The sequence below is a fragment of the uncultured Phascolarctobacterium sp. genome (assembly GCF_934190775.1).
Classification (GTDB): domain Bacteria; phylum Bacillota; class Negativicutes; order Acidaminococcales; family Acidaminococcaceae; genus Phascolarctobacterium_A.
This window is the reverse complement of the sequence record NZ_CAKPTG010000007.1, coordinates 87,204-112,527: the sequence shown is the minus strand read 5'-3', so window position 1 is coordinate 112,527 and position 25,324 is coordinate 87,204. Positions and strand designations below refer to the sequence as shown.

Annotated in this window: 20 protein-coding genes and 1 tRNA gene; 15 read left to right on the top strand and 6 right to left on the bottom strand. The window is 47.8% G+C overall.

Annotation, left to right across the window (positions count from 1 at the left end):
- Positions 1-143 precede the first annotated feature (143 nt).
- The 10 genes from Q0G26_RS05710 to aguB all read left to right on the top strand — a co-directional run bounded on the left by Q0G26_RS05710 (position 144) and on the right by aguB (position 10,891).
- Positions 144-228: transfer RNA gene (locus tag Q0G26_RS05710), tRNA-Leu, on the top strand.
- Positions 229-411: 183 nt separating this feature from the next.
- Positions 412-1,260 carry an NERD domain-containing protein gene (locus Q0G26_RS05705; RefSeq protein ID WP_293829125.1) on the top strand — a complete coding sequence of 283 codons (849 nt, stop codon included), beginning with the start codon at positions 412-414 and terminating at the stop codon, positions 1,258-1,260.
- Positions 1,261-1,680: 420 nt separating this feature from the next.
- Positions 1,681-2,220 (top strand): acetolactate synthase small subunit, encoded by a 540-nt coding sequence (ilvN, locus tag Q0G26_RS05700; RefSeq protein ID WP_009144905.1) that lies wholly within the window; start codon positions 1,681-1,683, stop codon positions 2,218-2,220.
- A gap of 29 nt (positions 2,221-2,249) precedes the next feature.
- A complete protein-coding gene (ilvB, locus tag Q0G26_RS05695; protein ID WP_293829124.1) occupies positions 2,250-3,911 on the top strand; it encodes a biosynthetic-type acetolactate synthase large subunit in 1,662 nt (553 codons plus the stop codon).
- 123 nt (positions 3,912-4,034) lie between these two features.
- Positions 4,035-5,483 carry an aminotransferase class V-fold PLP-dependent enzyme gene (locus tag Q0G26_RS05690; protein ID WP_293829123.1) on the top strand — a complete coding sequence of 483 codons (1,449 nt, stop codon included), beginning with the start codon at positions 4,035-4,037 and terminating at the stop codon, positions 5,481-5,483.
- A 13-nt stretch (positions 5,484-5,496) separates the two neighbouring features.
- Complete coding sequence (gene speE / locus Q0G26_RS05685) at positions 5,497-6,351, top strand: polyamine aminopropyltransferase (RefSeq protein WP_293829122.1); 855 nt, start codon at positions 5,497-5,499, stop codon at positions 6,349-6,351.
- A 35-nt stretch (positions 6,352-6,386) separates the two neighbouring features.
- Positions 6,387-7,646: a saccharopine dehydrogenase family protein gene (locus Q0G26_RS05680; RefSeq protein ID WP_293829121.1), complete on the top strand. Its 1,260-nt coding sequence runs from the start codon at positions 6,387-6,389 to the stop codon at positions 7,644-7,646.
- Position 7,647: 1 nt separating this feature from the next.
- A complete protein-coding gene (gene nspC / locus Q0G26_RS05675; RefSeq protein WP_293829120.1) occupies positions 7,648-8,886 on the top strand; it encodes a carboxynorspermidine decarboxylase in 1,239 nt (412 codons plus the stop codon).
- Positions 8,886-10,016 carry an agmatine deiminase gene (gene aguA, locus Q0G26_RS05670; RefSeq protein ID WP_366517746.1) on the top strand — a complete coding sequence of 377 codons (1,131 nt, stop codon included), beginning with the start codon at positions 8,886-8,888 and terminating at the stop codon, positions 10,014-10,016. The genes nspC and aguA overlap by 1 nt, the downstream gene beginning before the upstream one ends.
- The gene (aguB, locus tag Q0G26_RS05665; protein WP_293389777.1) at positions 10,013-10,891 is read left to right on the top strand and encodes an N-carbamoylputrescine amidase; all 879 of its coding nucleotides are present in this window, start codon (positions 10,013-10,015) and stop codon (positions 10,889-10,891) included. The genes aguA and aguB overlap by 4 nt, the downstream gene beginning before the upstream one ends.
- Before the next feature lie 94 nt (positions 10,892-10,985).
- On the opposite strand, the gene Q0G26_RS05660 is transcribed toward aguB, so the two are convergent.
- The 5 genes from Q0G26_RS05660 to Q0G26_RS05640 all read right to left on the bottom strand — a co-directional run bounded on the left by Q0G26_RS05660 (position 10,986) and on the right by Q0G26_RS05640 (position 17,844).
- On the bottom strand, positions 10,986-12,371 hold the full coding sequence (locus Q0G26_RS05660; protein WP_293829118.1) for an ATP-binding protein: 1,386 nt from the start codon (positions 12,369-12,371) through the stop codon (positions 10,986-10,988).
- 212 nt (positions 12,372-12,583) lie between these two features.
- Positions 12,584-13,177, bottom strand: coding sequence for a hypothetical protein (locus Q0G26_RS05655; RefSeq protein WP_293829117.1), 594 nt, complete (start codon positions 13,175-13,177; stop codon positions 12,584-12,586).
- Positions 13,178-13,356: 179 nt separating this feature from the next.
- Positions 13,357-14,847 carry a DASS family sodium-coupled anion symporter gene (locus Q0G26_RS05650; protein ID WP_293829116.1) on the bottom strand — a complete coding sequence of 497 codons (1,491 nt, stop codon included), beginning with the start codon at positions 14,845-14,847 and terminating at the stop codon, positions 13,357-13,359.
- 170 nt (positions 14,848-15,017) lie between these two features.
- On the bottom strand, positions 15,018-16,475 hold the full coding sequence (locus Q0G26_RS05645; RefSeq protein WP_293692466.1) for a sodium/proline symporter: 1,458 nt from the start codon (positions 16,473-16,475) through the stop codon (positions 15,018-15,020).
- A gap of 157 nt (positions 16,476-16,632) precedes the next feature.
- Entirely contained in the window at positions 16,633-17,844 is a 1,212-nt protein-coding gene (locus Q0G26_RS05640; RefSeq protein WP_293829115.1) for a DUF401 family protein, read from the bottom strand.
- Between the two features lie 174 nt (positions 17,845-18,018).
- Here Q0G26_RS05640 and Q0G26_RS05635 point away from each other — a divergent pair, with 174 nt between their 5' ends.
- From Q0G26_RS05635 to galE, 5 genes are all read left to right on the top strand, one after another.
- Positions 18,019-19,335 (top strand): AAA family ATPase, encoded by a 1,317-nt coding sequence (locus Q0G26_RS05635; RefSeq protein ID WP_293829114.1) that lies wholly within the window; start codon positions 18,019-18,021, stop codon positions 19,333-19,335.
- Positions 19,332-20,111 (top strand): retron system putative HNH endonuclease, encoded by a 780-nt coding sequence (locus tag Q0G26_RS05630; protein ID WP_293829113.1) that lies wholly within the window; start codon positions 19,332-19,334, stop codon positions 20,109-20,111. The genes Q0G26_RS05635 and Q0G26_RS05630 overlap by 4 nt, the downstream gene beginning before the upstream one ends.
- A 117-nt stretch (positions 20,112-20,228) precedes the next feature.
- The gene (locus Q0G26_RS05625) at positions 20,229-21,599 is read left to right on the top strand and encodes a phosphomannomutase (RefSeq protein WP_293829112.1); all 1,371 of its coding nucleotides are present in this window, start codon (positions 20,229-20,231) and stop codon (positions 21,597-21,599) included.
- Positions 21,600-21,692: 93 nt separating this feature from the next.
- Positions 21,693-22,574, top strand: a complete 882-nt coding sequence (gene galU / locus Q0G26_RS05620; protein ID WP_293829111.1) for a UTP--glucose-1-phosphate uridylyltransferase GalU — start codon at positions 21,693-21,695, stop codon at positions 22,572-22,574.
- A gap of 3 nt (positions 22,575-22,577) precedes the next feature.
- On the top strand, positions 22,578-23,567 hold the full coding sequence (gene galE / locus Q0G26_RS05615) for a UDP-glucose 4-epimerase GalE (RefSeq protein WP_009144922.1): 990 nt from the start codon (positions 22,578-22,580) through the stop codon (positions 23,565-23,567).
- Between the two features lie 135 nt (positions 23,568-23,702).
- Here the strand turns inward: galE and Q0G26_RS05610 are convergent, their stop codons facing one another.
- Positions 23,703-25,232 carry a hypothetical protein gene (locus Q0G26_RS05610; RefSeq protein ID WP_293829110.1) on the bottom strand — a complete coding sequence of 510 codons (1,530 nt, stop codon included), beginning with the start codon at positions 25,230-25,232 and terminating at the stop codon, positions 23,703-23,705.
- Positions 25,233-25,324 lie beyond the last annotated feature (92 nt).

The window sequence follows — 25,324 nt, the reverse complement described above, 5'->3', positions numbered from 1 at the left end:
TATTTAAGTTGTAAAGAGTAATTTTACAGATTTTAGGGTGTTAAATTATTGAAGACCCCAAAACTTGACATAGAACCAGAACGGCTTTTTGATTACATAGACAGTTGCCATAGATGTTCTTGTTATGATATAATATTTTATATGCGAGTGTGGCGGAACTGGCAGACGCACTAGACTTAGGATCTAGCGCCTTTCGGCGTGCAGGTTCGATTCCTGTCACTCGCACCAACTTTATAAATTAAGCTCACGTGGAATAGTCGCGTGAGCTTTTTGATTATAGTTTGCCTTTAGGTTTATTCTAATGATTCTTGAACAATGCTATCTTGAAAATAAATAATGAATTGACCGAGTAGAAATGATAGTGATAAACTAATATTGTGATTAAATTTTTATATTGAGGATTGGTTAAGCATGTCGATAGTTTTCCTTATTTTTTTAGCGTGTATAATTCTTTATTGTATACATAGTGCCAGAGAAGTAGACAATTACAATAAATCTCAGTATCGAAAAATAACAAAAAATTCATTTTGGGATGTAGAATTTGATAAAGGTAAGAATGGCGAATATAAGATTTATAAATCATTATTTCATTATGAGATGGATGGAGCGAGTTTTTTGTTTAATTGCTATCTGCCGATGGAAAACAAAGAAACGACTGAGATTGATGCAATAATGATACATCGTAGTGGAATATATGTATTTGAAAGCAAAAATTATGGTGGTTGGATTTTCGGGAATGAACGGAATGCACGGTGGACACAATCTTTATTAGGCGAAGGTTATTCTGCACAAAAAGAGCGTTTTTATAATCCTGTTTGGCAGAATAGAACACACATAAAATACTTGCGAAAAAAATTAGGATTGTTTGATGGAAAAATTTATTCAGTAATAGTGTTTTCGGATAGATGCGAATTTAAAGATGTAACTATTTTTAGTGATGATGTTATATTGACTCAACAATTTCAATTAGCTGCTAATATACAGCAATATACGAACAAAACTATATTTAATCAAGAAAAAATTAATAAGTACTACGATTTGCTATATCCATATACACAGTTGACAGAAGAGCAAAAGCAGGAACATATAAAAAATCTGCAAGAGAGAATGAATTTGCGGAGGCTGCAACAGAATAAAGTGTGTCCTAGGTGTGGCAGCAAGCTAGTATTGCGTGTGGCTAAAAGAGGTGCTCTGGCCGGACACGAATTTTATGGGTGCTCAAATTACCCGAGATGCCGATATACTGAGAATAAAAAATGAAGAGTAGGGAGGAGTTTAACCTTTTTATGATGTGTGGGAGAATTAAGCTGATCCATAGAGATTCTCCTTTTAGGTTTATATGTGGTAACTTAATGCTAATACAGGAGAAACTGCTATGGATTTTTTATTTTCTTAGGTGTGCAACTTCATTATACAATCTACCAAAACAAAAGAATATCATTGATTGCTTTACTGCTCACGCTGCAACAGCTGCGTGGGCTTTTTTGTACACTGAAATCTGTAATAGTGTTTACATTAAAGAAGTGTAATCGGAAAATAATTTGTAAATATTACACTTTTTATTGACAAAAAAACTGCTTGCTGAAATAATAAAAAAACACTGATTAGATGATGCCGGCAAGCAGGACAGAGTTGCAAGAGCATCAGAGCTGTGGATATGTTATTGCAGGAGGGAAAGATATGGAGCAGATTTTATCGATTGTTGTACGTAATCAGCCTGGCGTACTGATGCGTGTAGCAGGTATGTTTTCACGCCGTGGCTTCAATATTGACAGCTTGGCTGTAGGCACGACGCAAAACCCGGAGTTCTCACGTATGACAGTGACGATGGAGGCTGACGAGCCGACCATTATCCAGGTTACCAAACAGCTGGCGAAGCTGGTTGAGGTAGAGCGTGTCAAGGTACTGCCTCCTAAATCCAGTGCTACCCGCAGCATGATTCTGGTTAAGGTAAAGGCCGGAAATAAGCGTCCGGAGCTGCTGCAGCTGGCGGAAGTGTTCCGTGCGCATGCTGTGGATGTAACCGGTGAGTCACTGATATTTGTTGCTACAGGTGATGAAGGCAAGCTGCGGGCTTTTGTTGATGTCATGCGCCCATACGGCGTAACCGAAATGGTGCAGACCGGTCTTGTTGCTTTAGAGCGCGGCGATACGTCGTTGGCTGTGGAAAAATCACGTTTTGAATGGCCGCAGATGGATGATGGTCATGCGGCAATATAAGAGATAGATTTGCGGAAGGAAGTGAGCGTATGCAGTTAAGCGGCGCAGAGATTATGTGCAGAATACTGGCAGAAGAAGGAGTAACAACTGTTTTCGGATATCCCGGGGGTGCGATTCTCCCTTTTTATGATGCATTACGGCAAAGTCCGATACAACATATATTAACGGCGCATGAGCAGGGTGCTGCGCATGCGGCAGACGGCTTTGCGCGTGCTTCAGGTAAGGTTGGCGTGTGTATAGCTACATCAGGTCCCGGTGCAACCAATCTGGTCACAGGCCTGGCAACAGCATTTTTGGATTCCGTACCTGTGGTGGCTATTACAGGGCAGGTAAACAGAGAGCTCATTGGTCATGACGCGTTTCAGGAGGTAGATATTACCGGTATTACAATGCCTATTACCAAGCACAATTTTTTAGTTAAAAAGCCGGAAAACCTAGCGCAGACATTGCGCCTTGCCTTCCAACTGGCGCGCGAGGGACGTCCGGGCCCGGTGTTGGTGGATGTGCCGCGTGATGTGCAGACGGCGCTGATAGATTTTGAGGAAGTCCGTCTGGCGGAGCTACAGCCGTTGGAGCCTGATGCTGAGCGTGTGGCAGCGGCTGCAGCAGCTATCAATAAGTCAAAGCGTCCGGTAATGCTGGTCGGCGGTGGTGTTATCAATGCCAATGCTGAATATGATGCTATGCATTTGTGTGAAAAACTGCATATTCCGGTTGTCAGCACGTTGATGGGACTGGGGGCGATTAGTGCCTACCGACAGCTGTTCTTGGGAATGACAGGCCTGCATGGACATGAACGTGCCAATAATGCCGTGAAGGAGGCCGACCTGATTTTGGCTGTCGGCAGCCGCTTTAATGACCGCGTTACAGGCGAACGCAGCAGATACAGTGCCAACAAGCTTATTATCCATTTGGATATCGATCCTGCCGAGGTAGATAAAAATATTGACTCGGGCATAGGCATCACCGGCGATATGGTGGCAACGCTGAATGCGTTGGAAAAGGCAGCGCAGCCGCACGATTTGGGCGCATGGTGGGACAAGATAAATTCCTGGCCGGGTATGGATGATGATTTTGGGGACGAGGAGGCGCCCAAGTTTTTTAAAGCATTGAATCCGGTGCTCAAGGACAAGGATTATATTATTACTACGGACGTAGGCCAGCATCAGATGTGGGCAGCGCAGCATTTGAAGATACAGTTTGCCCGCCAGTGGCTTACAAGCGGCGGCTTGGGAACGATGGGATTCGGCCTGCCTGCGGCGTTAGGCGCACAGCTGGCGCGTCCGCAGAGTCGTGTCATCAGCATAAGCGGTGACGGCGGCTTTAAGATGACCGGTAGTGAGCTCTTTACTATTGCAAGCAATAATGTGCCTGTTATCGCTATAGTTTTCAACAACAGCGGGCTGGGGATGATCCGTCAGCTGCAGACGGTGCAGTTTGCCAAACGCTTTACGGCCTGCGAGCTTCCTGGCTATGTTGACTTTGTAAAATATGCTGCTGCCTTCGGAATTGAAGGTGAGCATGCGGATACGCCGGATGCTTTGGCCCAGGCAGTGGCCAAGGCGTGGGAACGCAGGAAACCTTACCTTATAGAGGTTTGCGTTAATCCTAAAAATATGGTGCTTCCGATGGTGGCTCCAGGACTGGGAATTAATGATTTTGTAAAATTCGCCAACGATGAGATAAACTAAATTGGCTAAGATTTTGCTTAGTTGCTCTTAAAACTCTTGCTGAAACAGGTTAAAAATGTTACGATAAAGGGACAGAAGAAAATATCATCTGTCCTTTTATTTTTTTATGCTTTGGAGAAGAACATGGGAATTTTATCACAAACTTCTGCTCCGGTGTACGAGGCACTGGAGCGTTTTCGTAAAAAACGCGTTGTCCCCTTTGATGTACCAGGTCATAAGCGCGGTCGTGGCAACCCGGAGCTCCGTGAGCTGCTGGGGGAAAAATGTGTAAACCTGGATGTCAATTCCATGAAGCCTCTTGATAATCTCTGCCATCCTGTTTCGGTAATCCGCGATGCAGAGGAGCTGGCAGCAGAGGCCTTCGGTGCGGCACACGCATTCTTTATGGTGGGAGGTACGACCTCGTCCGTGCAAAGCATGGTGTTGTCCTCCTGTAAGGCAGGCGATAAAATTATCCTGCCGCGCAATGTACACAAAAGTGTGATTAACGCGCTGGTGCTTAATGGCGCGATTCCTGTTTACATCAATCCGCAGGTTGACAGTAAGCTGGGAATTTCTCTGGGTATGGAGATCGGTGAGGTAGAAAAAGCGATTAAGGCTAATCCTGATGCTACGGCGGTGCTGGTCAACAATCCTACATATTATGGTATCTGTTCGGATTTGCGTTCTATCGTCAAGCTGGCACATGAGCATAACATGCTCTGCTTAGTTGACGAGGCGCATGGTACGCATTTTTATTTCGGAAAAAATATGCCTGTTAATGCGATGGCGGCCGGTGCTGACATGGCATCTGTTTCCATGCATAAATCAGGTGGCAGTCTGACGCAGAGCAGCCTTTTGCTGACGGGCCCGAATGTTAACTGGGAATACGTAAGCCAGATTATTAATTTGACGCAGACTACCAGTGCTTCGTATCTGCTGCTTTCCAGCCTGGATATTTCCCGCCGTAACCTGTATATGCGCGGCGAGGCATCCTTCGGCAAGGTGCAGGAGATGGCGGAATATGCCCGTGAGGAAATAAATTCTATCGGTGGCTTTTACGCTTACGGCCGCGAGCTGAAAAACGGCAGCAGCATTTATGATTTTGACGTTACTAAGCTTTCGGTTTATACGCGTGATATCGGTCTTGCAGGTATCGAAGTTTATGACCTGCTGCGCGACGAATATGATATCCAGATTGAGTTTGGTGATATTGCCAACATTCTTGCATACATTTCTATCGGTGACCGTATTCAGGATATTGAACGTCTTGTGGGTGCTTTGGCGGATATCAAACGCCTGTATTCCAAGGATCCGTCGCAAATGCTCAATACCGAATATATCGCGCCTAAGGTTGTTGTTTCGCCGCAGAAGGCATTTTATGCCAAGGATGAATCTTTGCCTATACGCGAAACCGCAGGTCGCATCTGCAGTGAGTTTGTAATGTGCTACCCGCCGGGAATTCCTATCCTGGCACCGGGTGAGGTTATTACCAAGGATATTATAGATTATATTATTTACGCTAAGGAAAAGGGTTGCTCTATGCAGGGACCAGAAGATCCGGACGTTAATAATATCAATGTACTAGTTTAAAGGACGTGATTAAATGGAGCTATGGTTTTCTGACTATCATACAGAAGATGTGAAGCTGGATATCAAAATCGAAAAGCAGCTTTTCGGTGCGGATACGGATTTCCAAAGGATAGACGTTTTTGAATCCAAGGAATTCGGCCGCTTTATCAGCTGTGACGGTACCATAGTCTTTTCGGAAAAGGACGAATTTGTTTATGACGAAATGATTGTCCATGTGCCTATGGCAGTGCATCCGCATGTGCGTAAGGTACTGGTAATCGGCGGCGGCGACGGCGGTGTTGCGCGCGAGCTGACGCATTATGCTGAAATAGAGGAAATCGACGTAGTAGAAACAGACCATGTTTTTATTGATGTCTGCCGCGACTATTTCCCTGATAACGCCTGCGGTCTTGATGACCCGCGCGTAACTGTTTTCAACGCTAACGGTCTGCGCTTTTTGCGTACTAAGGTTGATGAATACGATTTGATTATCAGCGATGCTATCGATCCCTTAGGTCATGCAGCGGGCCTGTTTACCAAGGAATTCTACGGTAACTGCTTCCGTGCGCTCAAGGAGGATGGCATCATGGTTTACCAGCATGGCAGTCCCTTCTACGATGAGGACGAGGAAACCTGCCGCGCCATGCACCGTAAGGCTAGTCACAGCTTCCCCATCAGCCGTGTATATCAGGCGCATATTCCGACCTGTCCTTCCGGCTACTGGCTGTTTGGCTTTGCTTCCAAGAAGTATCATCCGCTGAAGGATTTTGATGCCAAGAAATGGCTGGAGCGTGGTATTAAAACATGGTATTATTCCGAGCATCTGCATAAGGGAGCGTTTATGCTGCCGAAGTATGTTGAAGATATGCTTGAGGAAGAAGAGAGATAATTTATTTAATTTATGAACAGGAGATGATTTGAATTATGAGTAAATTATTAGTAATCGGCTGCGGCGGTGTTGCTGGCGTAGCTATCGCAAAATGCTGCCAAAACAGTGATGTTTTCACCGAGCTGTGTATTGCCAGCCGTACGAAGTCCAAATGTGACGCAGTTAAGGAAAAGCTGCAGCCTACGACCTCTACTGTGATTACTACAGCACAGGTTGACGCTGACAGCAAGGAGCAGCTTGTACAGCTGATTAAGGCTTACCAGCCGGACGCAGTGCTGAATGTTGCTCTGCCTTATCAGGACCTGACTATTATGGACGCCTGCCTGGAGTGCAAGGTTGATTACATTGATACCGCTAACTATGAGCCGGAAAACATTGATGATCCCGCATGGCGTGCAGTTTATGACAAGCGCTGCAAGGAAGAAGGCTTCTCTGCTTACTTCGATTATTCCTGGCAATGGGCTTATAAAGAAAAATTTGAGCAGGCCGGCATTATGGCTCTGCTCGGCACCGGCTTTGACCCCGGTGTTACCAGTGTTTTCTCTGCTTATGCACTGAAGCATTATTTTGATGAAATCGAAACTATCGATATTCTGGACTGCAACGGCGGCGACCACGGTTATCCGTTCGCTACCAACTTCAACCCGGAAATTAACCTGCGTGAGGTTTCTGCTCCCGGCTCCTATTGGGAAAACGGTCATTGGGTAGAAATTCCGGCGATGGCTATCAAGCGCGAGTATGATTTCCCTAAGGTTGGCATGAAGGATATGTATCTGCTGCACCATGAGGAAATTGAATCTCTGGCTAAGAATATCCCCGGCGTAAAACGCATCCGCTTCTTCATGACCTTCGGCCAAAGCTATCTGACACACATGAAGTGCCTGGAGAACGTTGGCATGCTGTCCACTAAGCCGATTAACTATGAAGGCAAGGAGATTGTTCCTGTTCAGTTCCTTAAAGCGCTGTTGCCGGATCCTGCTTCCCTCGGTCCTCGCACCGTAGGCAAGACCAACATCGGTTGTATCTTCACCGGTACCAAAGATGGCAAGAAAAAGACCATCTATATTTATAATGTCTGCGACCATCAGGAATGCTACAAGGAGGTCGGTTCTCAGGCTATCAGCTATACCACCGGCGTTCCCGCAATGATCGGTACTGCTCTGGTTATTACCAAACAATGGCAGGGCAAGGGCGTATTCAATGTGGAAGAGTTCGATCCGGATCCGTACATGGATATGCTGAATAAGTTCGGCCTGCCTTGGGTTGTTGACGAAAACCCGGCTACGGTAGAATAAGATGACGGACGCTAAGGAAACTGTAATGCCGGCATATGTTGTCGACAAGGCTGAGGGGGCTTCCCGTTTGGCTGATTTGCAGAAGAATTTGCGCGCAGAGCGTGAGGAGGCGGCGCTGAAGGCGCTGCCGACTCCCTGCTACGTGGTTGATGAAGCAAAGCTGCTGAATAATCTGCGCCTTTTGCAGCATGTGCAGTGCGCAAGCGGTGCGCATATTCTGCTGGCGCAGAAATGCTTTTCGATGTTCCGCCTGTATCCGCTGATGGGCGAATATCTGGCAGGCACGACGGCGAGCGGTATTTATGAAGCGCGTCTCGGTCATGAGGAGATGGGCAAGGAGAACCATGTTTTTGCGCCTGCTTTTAAGGAGCAGGATATGCAGGAGCTGGTGCAAATCTGCGACCATATTATTTTCAACAGCTTTGCGCAGTTTGAAAAGCATAAGGCTGTCTGCTCTCAGGCCGGTGTGAGCGTGGGTATCCGCGTAAACCCTGAATGCTCGACGCAGGAGGGTGAGCATGCAATTTATGATCCCTGTGCTTATGGCTCACGCTTGGGCGTAACGCTGGCGAACTTCCCGGAGGCTTTGCCGCCGGAAATCGAAGGCTTGCATTTCCATACGCTGTGTGAGCAGAATTCTGATGATCTGCTGACTACCTGGAAGGCTTTCGAAACGAAATTCAGCAAGTATTTTGCACAGCTTAAATGGCTGAATCTGGGCGGTGGTCATCATATTACGCGCAGTGATTATGATGTGGAAGCGCTGATTGATTTGGTTAAATATATTCGCGCTACCTATCACGTTGAAGTTTATCTGGAGCCTGGTGAGGCTGTGGCGCTCAATGCCGGCTATCTTGTGACCGAGGTGCTGGATATTGTGCATAACGGTCTGGATATTCTTATCCTTGATGCTTCGGCTGCCTGCCATATGCCGGACGTGCTGGAAATGCCTTACCGTCCGCCTCTGCGCGGTGGCTATGAGGCTGACGAAAAGCAATATAAATACCGTTTGTCTTCAATGACCTGTCTGGCAGGTGACGTGATTGGCGATTACAGCTTTGATAAGGAAATCAAGGTTGGCGATAAGCTGATTTTTGAGGATATGGCAATTTATTCCATGGTTAAAAATAATACCTTTAACGGCATTCCGCTGCCTGATATTGTGCTGCTGCACAAGGACGGTACTACGGAGTTGGTACGCCGTTTCGGTTATGAAGATTTTAAAGGACGTTTGTCATGATGTTAGAGAAAAACTTTACTCCCGCTGCCGACGGCTTTCATATGCCCGGCGAATACGAACCGCATGACGGCTGCATTATCGTGTGGCCGCAGCGTCCGGGCTCCTGGAGCTTTGGCGCAGTTGCGGCCTGCGAAGCGTTTACGGCTGTGATTAAGGCGATTGCGGCGAGCGAAAAGGTTTATGTTATCTGCGGTGCTAAGCACTTTGCCGTGGCACAGGAATATCTTGCAGATGTTGATAACGTTGAGCTGGTCGCTATGGAAACAGACGACAGCTGGGCGCGTGATATCGGTCCGACGTTTGTTGTGCGCGACGGCGCGCAGGGACGTGAGCTGCGCGGTGTGAACTGGCGCTTTAACGCCTGGGGCGGCGAGGTAGACGGCCTGTATCCCGATTATGAGCAGGACGATGCTTTTGCGGAAAAGTTTGCGGAGCATTGTGGTGCTGCGCTGTACGATGCTGCTCCTTTTGTGCTGGAGGGCGGTTCTATTCACTGCGACGGTGAAGGAACGGCACTGGTAACAGAGGCCTGCCTGCTTAGTGCAGGACGTAATCCCGACCTTTCCCAAGAGCAGATTGAGCAAAAGCTTAAGACTTACCTGGGCGTGGAAAAGGTTCTGTGGATTCCGCGCGGTATTTATAACGATGAAACAAACGAGCATGTAGATAATGTCTGTGCCTTTATCCGTCCGGGTGAGGTGGTGCTGGCGTGGACAGATAACGAAGCTGATCCGCAGTATGCTTTGAGCAAGGCCAGCCTGGATGCTTTGGAGCAGCTGACGGATGCTAAAGGACGCAAAATCATCGTGCATAAGCTGCCTGTGCCTGCGGTGCCGGTGTGCATCACAGAGGACGAGGTAGCAGGCTTCGACTTTGTTGAAGGCGAGGATATGCGCGAGGCCGGTGAACGTCTGGCGGCTTCGTATGTAAACTTTTATTTCAGTAATGACAGTGTTGTAGTGCCTGCCTTTGGCGGTGAGAATGCGGCAAGCGATGCGCAGGCTGCAGAAATTCTTGCCAAGCTCTGTCCTGAGCGTAAGGTAGTACAGATACCGGCGCGGGCAATTTTGACCGGCGGCGGTAATATTCACTGCATTACACAGCAAATTCCGAAGGGAGTGTGCTTATGAGCAAGGTAAAGGTGGCAGCAGTGCAGATGCGCTGTGCGCCGACCGTAGAAGAAAATTTGCAGCACGCTGAGGCACTGGTGCGCGAAGCTGCAGCGAACGGCGCGCAGATTATTCTGCTGCCGGAGCTGTGGGAGCGTCCGTATTTCTGTCAGCAGCGTCGCTATGATTTCTATCAGTATGCACTGCCTACGGAAGAAAATCCTGCGGTGCAGATGGGCAAGCGTTTGGCGAAGGAGCTGAATATCGTTCTGCCTATCAGCTTTTTTGAGCGTGATGTCAACGAATTATATAATTCCATCGCTTGCATTGATGCTGACGGTGAGATTTTAGGTGTTTATCGCAAAACCCATATTCCTGACGACCATTTTTATCAGGAAAAATTTTACTTTAAACCCGGTAACAGCGGCTTTACGGTATTCAATACCAAGTATGGCCGTGTTGGTATCGGTATCTGCTGGGATCAGTGGTTTCCTGAGACAGCACGCTGCCTGGCGCTGAACGGAGCAGAGCTTTTGTTCTATCCTACGGCGATTGGCTCCGAGCCTATCTTAGACTGCGACAGCATGCCGCATTGGCGCCGTGTTATGCAAGGCCATAGCGCAGCTAACCTGATGCCTGTGGTAGCAGCAAACCGCATTGGTCTGGAAACTGTGGAGCCCTGCGAAGGCAATGCAGGCCAACAGTCCTCCTTGCTGTTCTACGGATCTTCCTTCATGACCGACGGTACCGGTGCGCTTGTGCAGGATGCATCGCGTGATCAGGAAGAAATTCTTTATGCGGAGTATGATCTGGCAGCCTTGGCTGAGGACAGACTGAGCTGGGGACTGTTCCGCGACCGCAGACCGGAATGCTACGGAAAAATTGCCGGCAAGTAAATATTATAAAGATATTTTATAATTACACGAAAAAAGCAAGTGCTACGCTTCAGTACATTACTGAAGCAGGCACTTGCTTTTTGCATTACTGAGACTATTCTTTAAGGATTTCGGAATATGTCAGAAGTGTTGTATTTCGTAATTCTTTGGCATGGAGAATACATTCCTTGGTAAAACCGGATTTTGAAAAAATAAAATAATGAAGATTAGTATATGGCAGCAGTAAGGCACGTTCTGTTAAAGTGTTAAGCACTTGTACATCTACTTTTTCTTTGCGCCATTTGCATTCGCAGACAATAGCTGTTGTTTCATCGGTTGCAACGATATCAATTTCTTCCTGACGTTTTAATTTGGGATTTGTGCCCCACCAGCGACCTATTTGTTGAAACGGTAATGGTAGCATATCATATACTTGCCAGAGATAATCTTGGCATATTTGTTCAAAAATATGGCCCATATAGGTGTTAAGCTGTGGTTCAATATTGTTCCAGGCAGCTATACTCTTGTTACGTTGAATCAGCAGATTGTTAGCGGGAATAAAGCGATACCAAAAATTAAACATGCCATCCCGAATAGAATAGATGACCTTACGCTTACTTTTTTCGCCGATGGGATTTTCTCGGCATACAATGCCTAGTTCGATAAGCTTATCAACATAGATTGCCAATTTACTGCTATTAACGCCAACCTTAGAGGATATCTCCGAGCTTTTAGAACTTCCTGTTGCAATAGCACGTATGATAGCGTTATAGATTGCCGGTTCACGCAATTCCTGCTTTAACAGGTTTTCAGGTTCTTCATAGAGATAACCGCTAGGGGTAAGAAAGTTATTGATAATATTTTCTTTGATTGAAAGACTATCGTTGAAAAATTTCATGTATTGGGGAATGCCACCGGTAATACCATAAACCAGTGCTAAATCTTCCTGCGAAAAATGCTTATAGTAATCTTTGTATTCAAAAAAATTAAAAGGCTTGATTTCTAATTGGGCTGTACGTCTACCGTAGAGAGGACTTTGATATCCAAGCACTTGATGTTCCATGAATGACATAGAAGAACCGCAGAGGATTATGTAAAGTTTGCTGCTTTTACTGTATTTATCTATAAGTTTTTGAAGAATAGAAGAAATTGGATTGTAGGCCTTGGCCAAATAGGGATATTCATCGATAACCAAAACCAGCTGTTTCGTCTGCGCCTGTAAAAAAATCTCGTTTAAGGCATCCTCGTAATTTTGGTAAAGAGGAGAATTATAGAGAGAATGATTAGTGAAAGCACCAATGCTTTTACTGAAAGCTTCGAGATTATCCTTGGCAGTACTTTCTGTTGCTGTAAAATATACAGTGGGTTTATCTTTGATGAATTGATTGATAAGTGTTGTTTTGCCTACACGCCTACGTCCCCAGATGATGATACACTGGAAATCATTATTGGCATAAAGACGTGACATCTGTTTTAACTCTGCGCTTCGTCCTATAAACATAATATCCTCCAAATTTGACAAATTATAATTAACTTAATCACGATTAACTTAATTATAATTAAGTTAATCGAATTTAGCAAGTGCGATTTTTGCTTTATCCGATATTGAGCTCGTGCTTGAGAGCATCCTGTAAAATTTTGGAGAAGTTCAGCTTTTTGGCAATCGCCGCATCATTTAACCATTTAGGGATGGTGAGAGTTTTTTTGACTATCTCATCCTCCCACCTTATCATCAGGTAGATACGTAATCGTTATGCCATAGATAACAATTGTGCAGATTACCAGACAGATAGCCAGCGGGATGAGCAACTTCAGCCAGGGAATTTCCTGCTGCAGATACTTGCGGCAGTAGCGCCAAAAGCAGGTAAGCGTAAAGAGGTTAAAGATGCTGCCTAAAATGAGCATTGTCCAGACGCTTTTGGCGAGCGGCAGATAGGATAGGCTGAGGTTAATCGCCGCAAGCATAGGCATAGCGGTCATGGTGTTGTAGATTTTGCCGTCTGCTATGGCAAAGCTGGCGGTGAGAACGACGCTGCCTAAAATCAGCGGCAGCAATGAGGCATATATGAGGGTGTTATTGCTAAAATTATATTGCTGTAGCCTGTTGCGCCAGAGAAAACGCCCGAAGAGCTTGTAAAGAATAAATGCATAAAGTGTTGTCAAAATAGCGCTGGCAAGAGTATCCATGCCGCCGAAGCCGATGAAAGCAACAAGAAAATGAATTACAAAAAAGCCCAATGCTCCCAAAAAGAAGAAGAGCTGATTATAGAGCCAGTACCAAAAGGCTAATGGCAGAAAAGTACGCATGGCAGAACCTCCTCACATAATGTATTAAGCAAATTTATTGGTCACTTTTATTATAATATGATTGAGAGGAAAATGCTATGCTTTTGCCTCGGGATAATTTAGGTGGTGATGCCCTGTGCTGGATATAAAAAGCGTTCTGCCGCTTGGGGCAGAACGCTCAGAGGTTAACAGAAGCAGGCTTATACAAGTCCTAACCATTTCCAGTAGGTCATACCAAGCAGCATAATCAGGCTGAAGCCGATGATGGTCAGCGGGATGCCGCAACGGACGAAGTCACGCACTTCGAAGGTATTGGTGCCGTAGGCAATCATGTTCTGTGGCGCGTTGACCGGTAAAATAAAGCCGAAGCTTACGACATATTGCAGAATCATCGTCATACCGATAACGTTAACGCCCGGTGTTTTGAGCTGCTGCAGTACGGAGATGATGATAGGTATAATAGCGGCGGCAAGGCCTGTAGCGCTGGCGAAGCCCATGTGCACGATGATCAGGAACAGCGCCATAATTGCTAGTACCATAATGGTGGTAGAATTGGACAGGTCAAAGGTGTTGACGATAACGTTGGCCAGCCAGGTAGCTGCTTTGGTGGACAGCAGAGCGTTGCCCAGGGAAATGCCTACACCGAAGAGAACAACAGTGCCCCAGTTGATTTTATGGACAACCTCTTCCCATTGCATAACACCGATTTTTGGCAGCATCAAAAGGCTGATGGCAACAATGGTGCTGGTGGAGGTATCGATAACGTGCAGCTTCTTTTCTGTCGTCCATAAAACGAGCAGGCAGACGGAGATGCATAAAAGCTTAATTTCATCCTTGGTGATTTTGCCCATATCATGCAAAAGCTTTTTGACTGTCTGCTGACCGCCGGGGATTTCGTCAATTTCCGGCGGCATTAAAAACATCATAACATGATACAGGGCAAAGCTCATGAGTACGGCAAAGGGAGCAGCGGCGATGAACCAGTCCAGCCAGGAAATATCTACTCCCAACTGGGAGCGGATGAAGTTGATGGCTACCATGTTTTGCGCGGCAGCCGTCTTGATACCGACGTTCCAGACACTGTCGACCTGAGCTACGGTAATCATCAGCATACCGGCGAAGCGGCTTTTGAGCGGTACGCCGAAAGCGCTGATCATACCGAGAACAATAGGTACAAGGCAGGCAACGCGGGCTGTGGTGCTTGGTACAAAGAAGCTGAGGATAAAGCCGCAGCAGATAACGCCGATGACAACACGGTTGGCTTTAGCGCCTAGCTTAGATAAAATGACGAGAGCGATACGCTTATCAAGCCCGGTTTTTGTCATAGCGGTGGCTAAAAACATGGCGGCGGCAACAAGGCAGAAGGCCGTGGTGGAAAAACCCTTGAGGCCAATACCAAGGCCTGCGGCGGTACCGAAAATTTTACCGGTTGCAGGGTTAGGCGCAAAGCCTATAAGTACTGCCATGAGTGCGATGATAACACTGGCACTGACAGGATAGGAGATTGCTGTTGTAGCCCAGACGATGACGGAGAAGACCATGATGCCGAGCATCCTTTGTCCGGCGATTGAAAGGCCGTCTGGCGTAGGGCAGGCGATGATGCCTAGAAGAACGATAAGCGCGATGTAAAAGCCGTACTTTTTGAAGAATCCTTCCGGCTTTGGTGTAGTGATTCTTTTTTCTTCTTCCATAATTAAAACCCCTCTCAATAAAAAATATGGAAAAACACGAAAGCCCGATTTGTCGTCTGCATTGACAAATCGGGCTTAACTATATCTACAGTATAGCGCTTTTGGGTGATTATGCAAGAAAAATTCTTGCGAGGGATAACATTTATGTGTAATTGTAATAAGCTTTACAATTATTCCTCAACGTAGTTGTTGGCTTTATCATAAAGCTCAGCAACATCTTTGGAGGGACCGCCACTAAGCAGGGAAACGATGACACCTGCTACAAGGCTGGCAAAAAAGCCGGGAATAATTTCGTAGATGCCGGTGGAAGCAGCCATAGTCAGGTACCAGCCGATATCAACAACAGCACCGACGATGATGCAGGCTACTGCACCCTGGAAGGTGAAGCCGCGCCAGAAAAGGCTGAGCATGATAGCAGAGCCGAAGGCTGCACCGAATACGCCCCAGGCGTTGGCAACCAGCTCCATAATGCTGCCGGCACGCGGGGAATCGGCAATAAGCAGAGCAACGAAGGAGATAACGAGTACGACGATGCGGCCTGCCCAAAGCATTTCCTTGTCACCGGACTGGTATTTGCGGATTACAGGCTTATAAACGTCGCTGGCAAAGGCAGAAGCGGAAGCGAGCAGCTGGCTGGAAGCAGTACTCATGGAAGCAGCCAATACGCCGGAAAGGAGGATGCCGCTCATCAGAGCCGGGAAAATGCTGCGAACCATGGCGATGAATACCAGAGAATTTTGGTTGATGTTTTCATCCATACCCAGATACATACGGCCAACAACGCCTACCATAGTAGCGAAGAAGCAGATGAGGGCAGTCCAGCTGATAGCGATAACAGCGGATTTCTTCATTTCCTTTTGGGATTTGAGGGACATGAAGCGGATGATGATATGCGGCATACCGAAGTAGCCCAGGCCCCAGCCGAAGCCGGAGATGATATCAGAGGTTTTGGCAACCGGATTCCAGTAATCGGGAGGAATGCCGGCAACAGCCTGCGGATTGATTAAGGATACTGCGAAGATAGGTGCAATCAACAGAGAACCAAGAATCATCAGGCCCTGATAGAAGTCGGTCCAGCAAACAGCGGAGAAGCCACCTAAGAAGGTGTAGCCGATGATGATAAAGGCTGCCACATACATGGTGTAGGTCTGGTCAATGCCGATAACGGTGTTGAACAGAGTACCGCAAGCCTTGATGCTGGATGCGGAATAAATAGTGTAGGCAATAAGGAAGACGATTGCACAGATTACCTGCAGCACATGGGACTTAGATAAAAAGCGGTTGCTGAGGTACTGCGGAATAGTGATGGCATCGTTGGCCACAATGGAAAAACGACGCAGGCGCGGAGCCTGGAAAATCCAGCTTAAGGAATAGCCGGTGAGCAGGCCGATACTGATCCAGGCCTGACCTAGACCAAGAGCATAAATAGATGTCGGCAAGCCCATGAGCACCCAGGCACTCATATCCGAAGCACCGGCAGAAAGCGCAGTTACCCAAGGTCCCATCTGACGACCGCCGAGGAAGTAGGTCTTTTCACCACCCTGACGATTTTTATAGAAGAACCAGATACCGATTGATAACATGAATAGCAGGTAGACGATGAAGACTACCATTTCCGTATAATTCACGAACACCCCTCCAAAATTTAAGAATAGATAACATTATTATACACTTAATCTTTGTGCTACTGCAAGCAAATAATAAAAATAAAGTGCTTAATCTGCAGCGGACAGTGTTTTGAGGACTAATCCGAACACTGCTTGCTGCTGATTACGCACTGAAAGTTCACCATGTAAAATAAGTATAAACTGTAAAGATAGTCAAAATGATTATTTCACACAGAAGTACAGGCTTAAGCGTTTTGAAAAAGTTGGCTTTGAAATAATCGACAGTGATGACAAGACACATATGCGTCGGTGTGAGCATCTGTCCGGCAATACCGAAGGCCATGGCAACGCCGGCCAGGTTCAGGCTGCCTGTCTGCATAGCGGCGACAATGGGCATAACGATGGCCACGTGTCCTTGCGACATACCTGTAAGCACGCCGATGATGAAGCTGACGCAGGCGATGATAACAGGCACCGGCAGCGGAGAGCTTTGGAAGGCTGCAACGATTTCCTGCAGCACGTGGGTGACGGTCAGAATCTGAATGAAGTAGAGAATGCAGAGCACATTGAGAAACATTTTGATGTCCAACGCACCGATAACGACATCCTTGAGACCGACCTCACGCTTAGTAAAGCGCAGTACCAGAAAGAGGCAGGCTGTGACCAGGCCCATGCCGGCAGAGGCGTTGAAGCCGCAGAAGACTACCAAAATAAAGGTGATGATGACAGGCGAAAGCGCCAGCCACAAATCCTGCATTCCCTGACTGTCATTGGCAATTGTTTCGGTACGGCTGTTATCCGCTTTAATGGGGCGAATGAGGACGAACCAGCCGGCGGAGAAGGCCAGTACGGTAAGCCAGGCCAGATGCAGGATGAATTCACTGTAGCTGACGCCGGCGATGTTGCAGGCCATAATCATACCGGGGATAATCGGACTGGAAAATTCAAAGATGTGACGGAACCAGAAGTTGATGGCTGCCTTGTGCTCCTGTTCGATAGGCAGATTTTTGCTGGCCTCCTCTACAATAGGAGCCGAAAAGCGCGCGCCGCCCAGTGACGGCAGCAAGCCTAAGAAGGCAGGCATCACGGCCAGGGTTACTTTGGCGCTGGAAAAGATGCGCTGCAGCGCCTGCACCATACCTGCCAGAGCACCGCTGGTGCGCAGCTCGATTTCCAGGCACATGACAAAATAAAGGGCAAAAAGGATATCATAGGTACGCGGCATTGTTAAGGTTTCACGTAAGGCCTGCACCAGATACGGCAGCTCCGGTGCTTTCATCAGCCAGATAAAAATACCGCTGGTGAGCATACAGGGGCCGATGGGAATGTGACGCCGCAGCATGAGGATAATCATGAGCATGGCGATTGTAAGCAGAAGAAATATATTCATAAACAGTTTTTCCTTTCGAGTACAGAAATGAGGCAAGTAGCAAAGAATTGCCGATGATGTTTATTTATTATACACCCTGCCACAAAAAATTCATAATAAAACTGTAAAAATTATTAGTTTGGGAGATAAATAATGCTATAATGTAAGCAGAGATACAGAAACGGAGGTCAGGTTATGCAGATAGAAAGATTAAGGCTGAAGAATTTCCGTTGTTACGATGAGCTTGATATTGATTTTGAACCTAGGCTGACAGTTATTGTAGGTGAAAACGGCAAGGGCAAGACGGCGATTTTTGATGCGCTGGCAATTGCTCTGGAGCCTTACCTGCGCAGCTTTGATGCCAGTGGCAGGCAAATTACTCCCCAGGATGTGCGGCGTGTGCCTGTTTATAAAAAGGATATGCGTCATATTGATGGTATGGAATGCCATTATCCGGTAGAAATTAAGCTGGAGGGTGAGGTTTACGGCAAAAAGCTTACCTGTACCCGCCGCCTGCTGGAGGGCAATGTGCCCGAGGATGATGCTAATGAGCTGTGCGAGCGTGGTTGCGCATTGGCGCACGATGCTAAGGAGAACGGCAACAGGCTGCTGCCGGTGCTGGCCTATTACGGTACTCAGCGCATTTGGGTAGATAGCAAGCTGATGACGAATTTTCACAAGTCGCTGACAGAACGCAATGTAGGCTACGAGGAATGCCTGGAGCCGTCTTCTTCCTATAGCACCTTTGGCAAATGGTTTGAGTACGTTACCAAATGTGCGCAGACAGAGCAGCAGTACAGCGCAGAGGTGAAGCGCAATGTGATGCTGAAGAATGCTATTCAGAACGCTGTAGACGTGTGTCTGGAAAGCACAGGTCTGCGTGATTTGTATTATAATTATCGCCTGAAATGCTTTGTTGTCAGTCATCCCGATATGGGTGAGATGGTGGTAGATGAATTGAGCGACGGCTTCCGCAGCATTATCAGTATGGTGGCTGATCTGGCTTATCGCATGGCACGTCTGAATCCGCAGCTGCGTGAGGATGCGGTAACCAAGACACCTGGCCTTGTATTGATTGATGAGGTAGAAATGCATTTGCATCCTCTGTGGCAGCAGACGGTGCTGCTTGATTTGCAGAAAACCTTCCCGATGGTGCAGTTTGTTGTTACTACGCATAGTCCGCAGGTGCTTAGTAGCGTGCCGGCCGAGAGCATCCGCGTGCTGGCCTGGGGCAAGCAGTTTGAAGGAGTGCGTCACGTAGATTTTTCTTTAGGAGCCAACAGCTATCAGCTGCTGCAGGATATCCAGAATGTGAGCCCGCGTCCGCAAGCTCTGCCGATTGTGCAGGATTTAAAGCGTTATCTGCAGCTGGTGAGCGAGGATGCCTGGGATACGCCGGAGGCTTTGGAGCTGCGCAAAAAGCTGGATAAATGGTCTAAAGGCAAGGAGCCTGCTCTGCTGCGTGCGGATATGGATATCCGTATGCGTCAGTTCCGCAGGAGGCGCTCATGAAACGTGTTTATAAAAGCAAGGAAGAGCCGGAGATGCTTAGGCAGTATCGCCTGCGTAATCCCGAGGAAACCTGGGAGCATTTCCGTCGTCGTTGCCGCAAGGGCTACAAACAGGTGCGGGAAGCAATCTTGCGTGACCAGCACGGCCTTTGCGCCTATTGTGAGGTAGGCATTAAGCTGGCGGAGGAGGAAGGCGAGGTTGACGACTTCCGCGTAGAGCATTTTTATCCGAAAAATGCCACGCAGGAGCATGGACACAACTATCATCTGGATTGGCGCAATCTGTTGGGCGTGTGCCATGGCGGCAGTCAGCCCTACGTGCCTGATCCCGAGTGGCGCTATTCCAGCCAGAAGCGTGACCGAAGCTGCGATGTGCCCAAGGGTGGGCGCGAAATTACAAACTATATTCTCAATCCGCTGAAGATTCCCGGCAAAATCCGCCTGTTCCGTTATGCGGAGCATAGCGGGCGGATGTATGTAGACGAAGATACCTGCCCGAAGGAGCTGCAAAACAAGGCGCGCAGCACTATCCGCGAGCTGAACTTGAACGCGCCGCGTTTGATGCGCATGCGCCGAGAGGTTATCCATACGCTGGAGGACCAGATAAGTGAGGAGCTGAGCAAGGGCCGAGATCTGGATGAAGTACTGGAAATGCTGGCAACTATCTGTCTGCTGCCTGATTATAATGGCGTGACGCTGCCGTTCTTTTCTGTTATCCGTTGGTATCTGGGGGAGGCGGCGGAAGAAGTTATCCGTTCAAGTGGTGCTAAGCTGTAGAGTTTAAATCCTGTCTGCAATGCAGGCAGGATTTTTTTGTTGGATGAAGAATAATATAAAATGGTTCTTGAACAATGAAATTTTGCTAAATACAATGTAAAAAAGGAGTATAGACAAATGCAAGTTACGAATAAGGCTTTTAAGGCTTACGATGTACGCGGCGTTTACCCTACAGAGGTTAATGAGGAAATGGCTTACCGTATGGGACGCATTTTTTCAGCAATGTTTGCTGCAGAAACTGTTGTTGTCGGTCATGATATCCGCCTGAGCGGCAGAGCATTGGTTGATGCGCTGACAGAAGGCCTGCGCCATGGCGGCACCAGGGTTATTGATATCGGTCAGTGTGGTACGGAAATGATTTATTTTGCTACCGCGCATCTGAAAGCAGATGGCGGTATTATGGTTACTGCCAGCCATAATCCTAAGGAATACAATGGCATGAAGCTAGTGCGTCGTGATGCGCGTCCTGTTTCCAGCGATACCGGTCTGAAGGAAATTGGCGAGATGGTTGCGACTACTAAGGAGTTTGCGCATCAGGTGGTAGCAGGCAAGACTATGGGTGCTTTGGAGCAGCTGGATATTATGCCTGCTTATATTGAGCATTTGCTGACCTACGTTGATACGAGTGTGCTCAAACCGATGAAGATTGTTGCTAACCCCGGCAACGGCGGTGCTGGCCCGATTTTAAAGGAGCTGGCAAAGCATCTACCGTTTGAATTTATTACACTGAACGAAACGCCGGACGGCACCTTCCCAAATGGTGTACCGAACCCGCTGCTGCTGCCCAACCGTGAGGCTACAGCGAAGGTTGTGCGTGAGAGTGGTGCTGATCTGGGTATTGCCTGGGACGGTGATTTCGACCGCTGCTTCCTTTTTGATGAGAAGGCAGATTTTATCGAGGGCTATTACATTGTCGGCCTGCTGGCAGAGGTTTTCCTGCACAAGGAGCCGGGCGCAAAGATTATGTTCGACCCGCGCCTGACCTGGAATACCGAAGCTATTTTACAGCGTGACGGCGGTGTGCCTGTGCGCTGCAAGAGCGGCCATGCCTTTATGAAGGAATGCATGCGTAATAACGACGTTCTGTACGGCGGCGAAATGAGCGCGCATCATTATTTCCGCGATTTTTCCTGCTGCGACAGCGGCATGATTCCCTGGCTGCTGGTAACTGAGCTGATGTGCCGCAGCGGCAAAAAGCTCAGCGAGCTGGTAGGCGAGCGCGTTGCTATGTATCCCTGCAGCGGCGAAATCAACCGCAAGGTTGCTGATTCCGCAGCAGTACTGGCGGAGCTGGGTAAAAAATATGCTGACGGCGAGCAGGACCATCTGGACGGATTGAGCGTTGCTTATGATAACTGGCGCTTTAATGTGCGTGTATCCAATACGGAGCCTGTAATGCGCTTGAACGTAGAAACTAAGGGCGATAAGGAGCTGCTGGCGGTGAAGACTGCAGAATTACTGGAAGTTATTGGCGGCGAAGAAGCTTAACTTTCGGCTTGTCTGTGTTTTCCTTAAAGCACTACCTGCAGCGTTGCTGCTGTTCATATATTTCACTTGAGTCTGAAAAGGAGATAAGATAAAATGTTTAAACCTGTACGTAAAGCTGTTATTCCGGCAGCAGGCCTGGGCACACGCTTCCTGCCTGCAACCAAAGCAACTCCGAAGGAGATGCTGCCTATTGTTGATAAACCGACCATTCAATATATTATCGAAGAAGCGCTGGCTTCCGGCATTGAGGACATCCTGATTATTACCGGCCGCAGCAAGCGTGCCATTGAGGACCATTTCGATCGCAGCATTGAGCTGGAGCTGAATCTGGAGGCCAGTGGCAAGACCAAGGAGTTGGAACTGGTACGCAAAATTTCTGATATCCGCATTCACTATATCCGCCAAAAGGAACCGCGTGGACTTGGTCACGCTATTTTGTGCGCTAAGCATTTTGTGGGCGATGAACCCTTTGCTGTACTACTGGGTGACGATGTTGTTGACAGCCAGGTGCCTGCGCTGAAGCAGCTGGTTGATGTTTACGATAAAACAGGTGCCAGCGTTTTAGGTGTGCAGGAGGTGCCGCAGGAGAAGGTATCTGCTTATGGCATTGTTGCCAGCGAACCGACTGAAGAAGCACGCACCTTTAAGGTAAACGATATGGTTGAAAAGCCTGCGGTAGAAGAAGCGCCTTCCCGTCTGGCTGTTTTGGGACGTTATGTAATTACACCGGAAATTTTCCCGATTCTGGAAAAAACCGAGCCTGGTCGCGGCAATGAAATCCAATTGACTGATGCGCTCAAGGTTTTGGCTAAGGAACAGCCGATGTATGCCTATAATTTTGCAGGACGTCGTTATGACGTGGGCGATAAACAGGGCTTTTTGGAGGCGACTGTAGAAATGGCGCTGAAGCGTCCTGACCTGCGTGACAAGTTCCTGGAATATCTGCAGGGAATAGTTGCCAAGGAGAGCAAGTAAGCGATGAATATTCTTGTTACCGGCGGAGCAGGTTATATTGGCTCCCATGTAGTGGAGGAGCTGCAAAAAAGCGGTTTTACTCCTATTGTTTATGATAATTTTTCTACCGGCCATGAGGCGGCAGTACCTGACGAGGTGCAGCTGGTAGAAGGCGATATCCATGATGTACGCTTTGCCAAGCATATTATGGAGCAGTTTAAAATTGATGCGGTAATCCATTTTGCCGCCAGCAGTCTGGTAGGCGAATCAATGACCGACCCGGCCAAATATTATTTTAATAATGTTGAAGGCAGCCTGCATCTTCTGGAGGCTATGCGTGGCGCAGGCGTTGACCGCATGGTATTTTCTTCTACCGCTGCTGTTTACGGCGAGCCGGAAGCAGTGCCGATTACTGAAGACAGCCGTCTGGCTCCGACCAATGTTTACGGCCGTACTAAGCTGGCGATTGAAGGCATGCTGGCAGATTATGATCATGCCTATGATATGCGTTATGTAGCGTTGCGTTATTTTAACGCTGCCGGTGCTTCTCCGACGCGCGATATCGGCGAGGATCACAGCCCCGAAAGCCATCTTATTCCGCTGATTCTGAAAACAGCGCAGGGCGTGCGCAAGCAGGTTTCTATCTTCGGTACCGATTATCCGACGGCTGATGGTACCTGCGTGCGTGACTATATCCATGTCTGCGATTTGGCGAAGGCGCATGTGCTGGCGCTCAAGCATCTTTTGAGCGGCGGCAGCAGCCGTGTATATAACTTAGGCAGTGAAAACGGCTTCAGTGTACGCCAGATGATTGACAGCGCCAAAAAGGTTACCGGCGTTGACTTCCCCGTTGTGGAGGAGGAGCGTCGTGCCGGTGATCCCGCAGTGCTCATTGCTTCCTCAGCTAAAATCCGTGAGGAGCTTGGCTGGGAGCCGCAGCACAGCAGTGTTGATGAGGTTATCAGTACCGCCTGGAAGTGGCACAAGGGCCATCCGCATGGCTATTGCGGCTGAAAGTAAATAAGTGCATATAAAAAACCGGTTTCCCTGGCGTTTAAGCCAGCAGGAAACCGGTTTTGCTTTGTGCGAAGAAAGCTTTCCTTAACAGCAACTGTCTAAACGAAGCAATAAAATTGCATAGCAGTCCATTTATTTACGTTTGTTGAGAAATTTGCCTATGTCAAAGTGCTTACCTGCCAGCAGGCTGTCTATGCGTGCAGTGACAACCTCATTGTTGCTGAGCTGACGTGCCTTAATCAGTGAGATGCGGATGGCGGGCGTGATGAATTCCTGACCCCAGTCATCGATGATGCCACAGGCGATGCCACGTGGCAAATCGAAGATGGATTCCAGGGCAGCGCAGATAATGGCATCACTCTGGCCGGGATGCGTGTTGAGATAGCGCAGCGGTACCAGCAGGTCGTTTTGTTCTACGCAGTAGCGCGGCAGGTCTGCTTCAATTTGCCGCAGCACACGCTCGGAGCGCCCTTCACCCTCGTAGGAAAGCAGGTAGGGGAACAGAGGTGTTTCATCCGGATGTGCCAGCCAAAAATCAAAAAGCCTTGGCCATACGTCTATATCCAGCTCTACTGCCAGATTGCACAGCTGATAATCAAGCTTATCGTCCTTGATTAAGTCGCTGTCAATTTCTGGCTGCCAGTCCTTACTGTAGATGATTTTTTCGCAGGCTGCAATCTGCTCCTGACATTGGTTGAAGGTCAGCTGCATATGATTCTGCTCTTTGCAAAGGTCCTGCAGTGCTGTAACGTAGCTGATTAAATCAAGCACGTCCTCAGGCTTGCTGATATGCGCTTCAGCCTGGTCAAGCAGACAGGTAAGCAGTTTGTTCAGATGAATGTCGCTGATATTGAACTGCTCTTCAATCACCTCTGCCGGGAAGTGGTTAAGCATAATCAGATAATTGCCTACGATGAAAATAGCGCTTTTATAATTCTCGTAGCTGAGCGGCTTGGTCACCTGCTCTTCCAAATGTGTTTCGCGGATGAATTTTACGGAGAGCGGCGGATACTCTACGTCGATATCAGGTCCGTTTTGCAGCAGCCAGAGGCGTTCTTCCTCATCGCGGCAGTGGCAGTCGATAATGCTGAAAACCTTACCCCAGCCGCTGGTGCAGCGGATAAGCTCCCAAATAGCGTTTTGCGGGTTAAAGTTGGTTATGCGGCAGGAATATAAAAAGGCGAAGGTAAATTCTTCGCAGTGTGCTATGCGCAGCAAATCCTGCCAAAGCTCCTGATCCTGATGACAGATTTTTTCCATGCCGTACATGCCGAAAATCAAGATGGCAAATTTTACCTGCTCACGTCCATCTGCGTTGTAGAAAAAGCGGCGCGCCAGGTCATAGGCTACGGCGTTAATGTCATTTTGGTCTAAGGCTTCAATAAAGGGGTCGCAATATTCCGCAAAGGCCATGCCCTTCAGCTCATTGTACAGTCTGCTGCGTTGTTGGGTTGTAGGCTCCTGCATATAAGATTGCAGCAGCTTGAGCAGCACGCTGGCGGAATTGGGATTGGGCAGGTTGCCCATTGTATAGTGAAAGGCATCTTCGGAGCCGAGGGGACGGGGAATAGTGGCGTAGCGGTCATCGCACAGGTCAGTAGCCGTAAAGCGGCCATGCTCGTCCAGATGGCTGTTTACGAATTGATAGATTGTCTGTTTCATGTGCTCACCTCGTGATAAAAATATGTCTTGCAGCAAATAATGCTGTTCTTAAAAAAGCAAAGAATAACTATATCATAACATAGAGCAAAAAT

Bases quoted from the DNA above. Each gene is read 5' to 3' on its own strand.
- Q0G26_RS05705 (WP_293829125.1), top strand. From the start codon at position 412: ATGTCGATAGTTTTCCTTATTTTTTTAGCGTGTATAATTCTTTATTGT.
- ilvN (WP_009144905.1), top strand. From the start codon at position 1,681: ATGGAGCAGATTTTATCGATTGTTGTACGTAATCAGCCTGGCGTACTG.
- ilvB (WP_293829124.1), top strand. From the start codon at position 2,250: ATGCAGTTAAGCGGCGCAGAGATTATGTGCAGAATACTGGCAGAAGAA.
- Q0G26_RS05690 (WP_293829123.1), top strand. From the start codon at position 4,035: ATGGGAATTTTATCACAAACTTCTGCTCCGGTGTACGAGGCACTGGAG.
- speE (WP_293829122.1), top strand. From the start codon at position 5,497: ATGGAGCTATGGTTTTCTGACTATCATACAGAAGATGTGAAGCTGGAT.
- Q0G26_RS05680 (WP_293829121.1), top strand. From the start codon at position 6,387: ATGAGTAAATTATTAGTAATCGGCTGCGGCGGTGTTGCTGGCGTAGCT.
- nspC (WP_293829120.1), top strand. From the start codon at position 7,648: ATGACGGACGCTAAGGAAACTGTAATGCCGGCATATGTTGTCGACAAG.
- aguA (WP_366517746.1), top strand. From the start codon at position 8,886: ATGTTAGAGAAAAACTTTACTCCCGCTGCCGACGGCTTTCATATGCCC.
- aguB (WP_293389777.1), top strand. From the start codon at position 10,013: ATGAGCAAGGTAAAGGTGGCAGCAGTGCAGATGCGCTGTGCGCCGACC.
- Q0G26_RS05660 (WP_293829118.1), bottom strand. From the start codon at position 12,371: ATGTTTATAGGACGAAGCGCAGAGTTAAAACAGATGTCACGTCTTTAT.
- Q0G26_RS05655 (WP_293829117.1), bottom strand. From the start codon at position 13,177: ATGCGTACTTTTCTGCCATTAGCCTTTTGGTACTGGCTCTATAATCAG.
- Q0G26_RS05650 (WP_293829116.1), bottom strand. From the start codon at position 14,847: ATGGAAGAAGAAAAAAGAATCACTACACCAAAGCCGGAAGGATTCTTC.
- Q0G26_RS05640 (WP_293829115.1), bottom strand. From the start codon at position 17,844: ATGAATATATTTCTTCTGCTTACAATCGCCATGCTCATGATTATCCTC.
- Q0G26_RS05635 (WP_293829114.1), top strand. From the start codon at position 18,019: ATGCAGATAGAAAGATTAAGGCTGAAGAATTTCCGTTGTTACGATGAG.
- Q0G26_RS05630 (WP_293829113.1), top strand. From the start codon at position 19,332: ATGAAACGTGTTTATAAAAGCAAGGAAGAGCCGGAGATGCTTAGGCAG.
- Q0G26_RS05625 (WP_293829112.1), top strand. From the start codon at position 20,229: ATGCAAGTTACGAATAAGGCTTTTAAGGCTTACGATGTACGCGGCGTT.
- galU (WP_293829111.1), top strand. From the start codon at position 21,693: ATGTTTAAACCTGTACGTAAAGCTGTTATTCCGGCAGCAGGCCTGGGC.
- galE (WP_009144922.1), top strand. From the start codon at position 22,578: ATGAATATTCTTGTTACCGGCGGAGCAGGTTATATTGGCTCCCATGTA.
- Q0G26_RS05610 (WP_293829110.1), bottom strand. From the start codon at position 25,232: ATGAAACAGACAATCTATCAATTCGTAAACAGCCATCTGGACGAGCAT.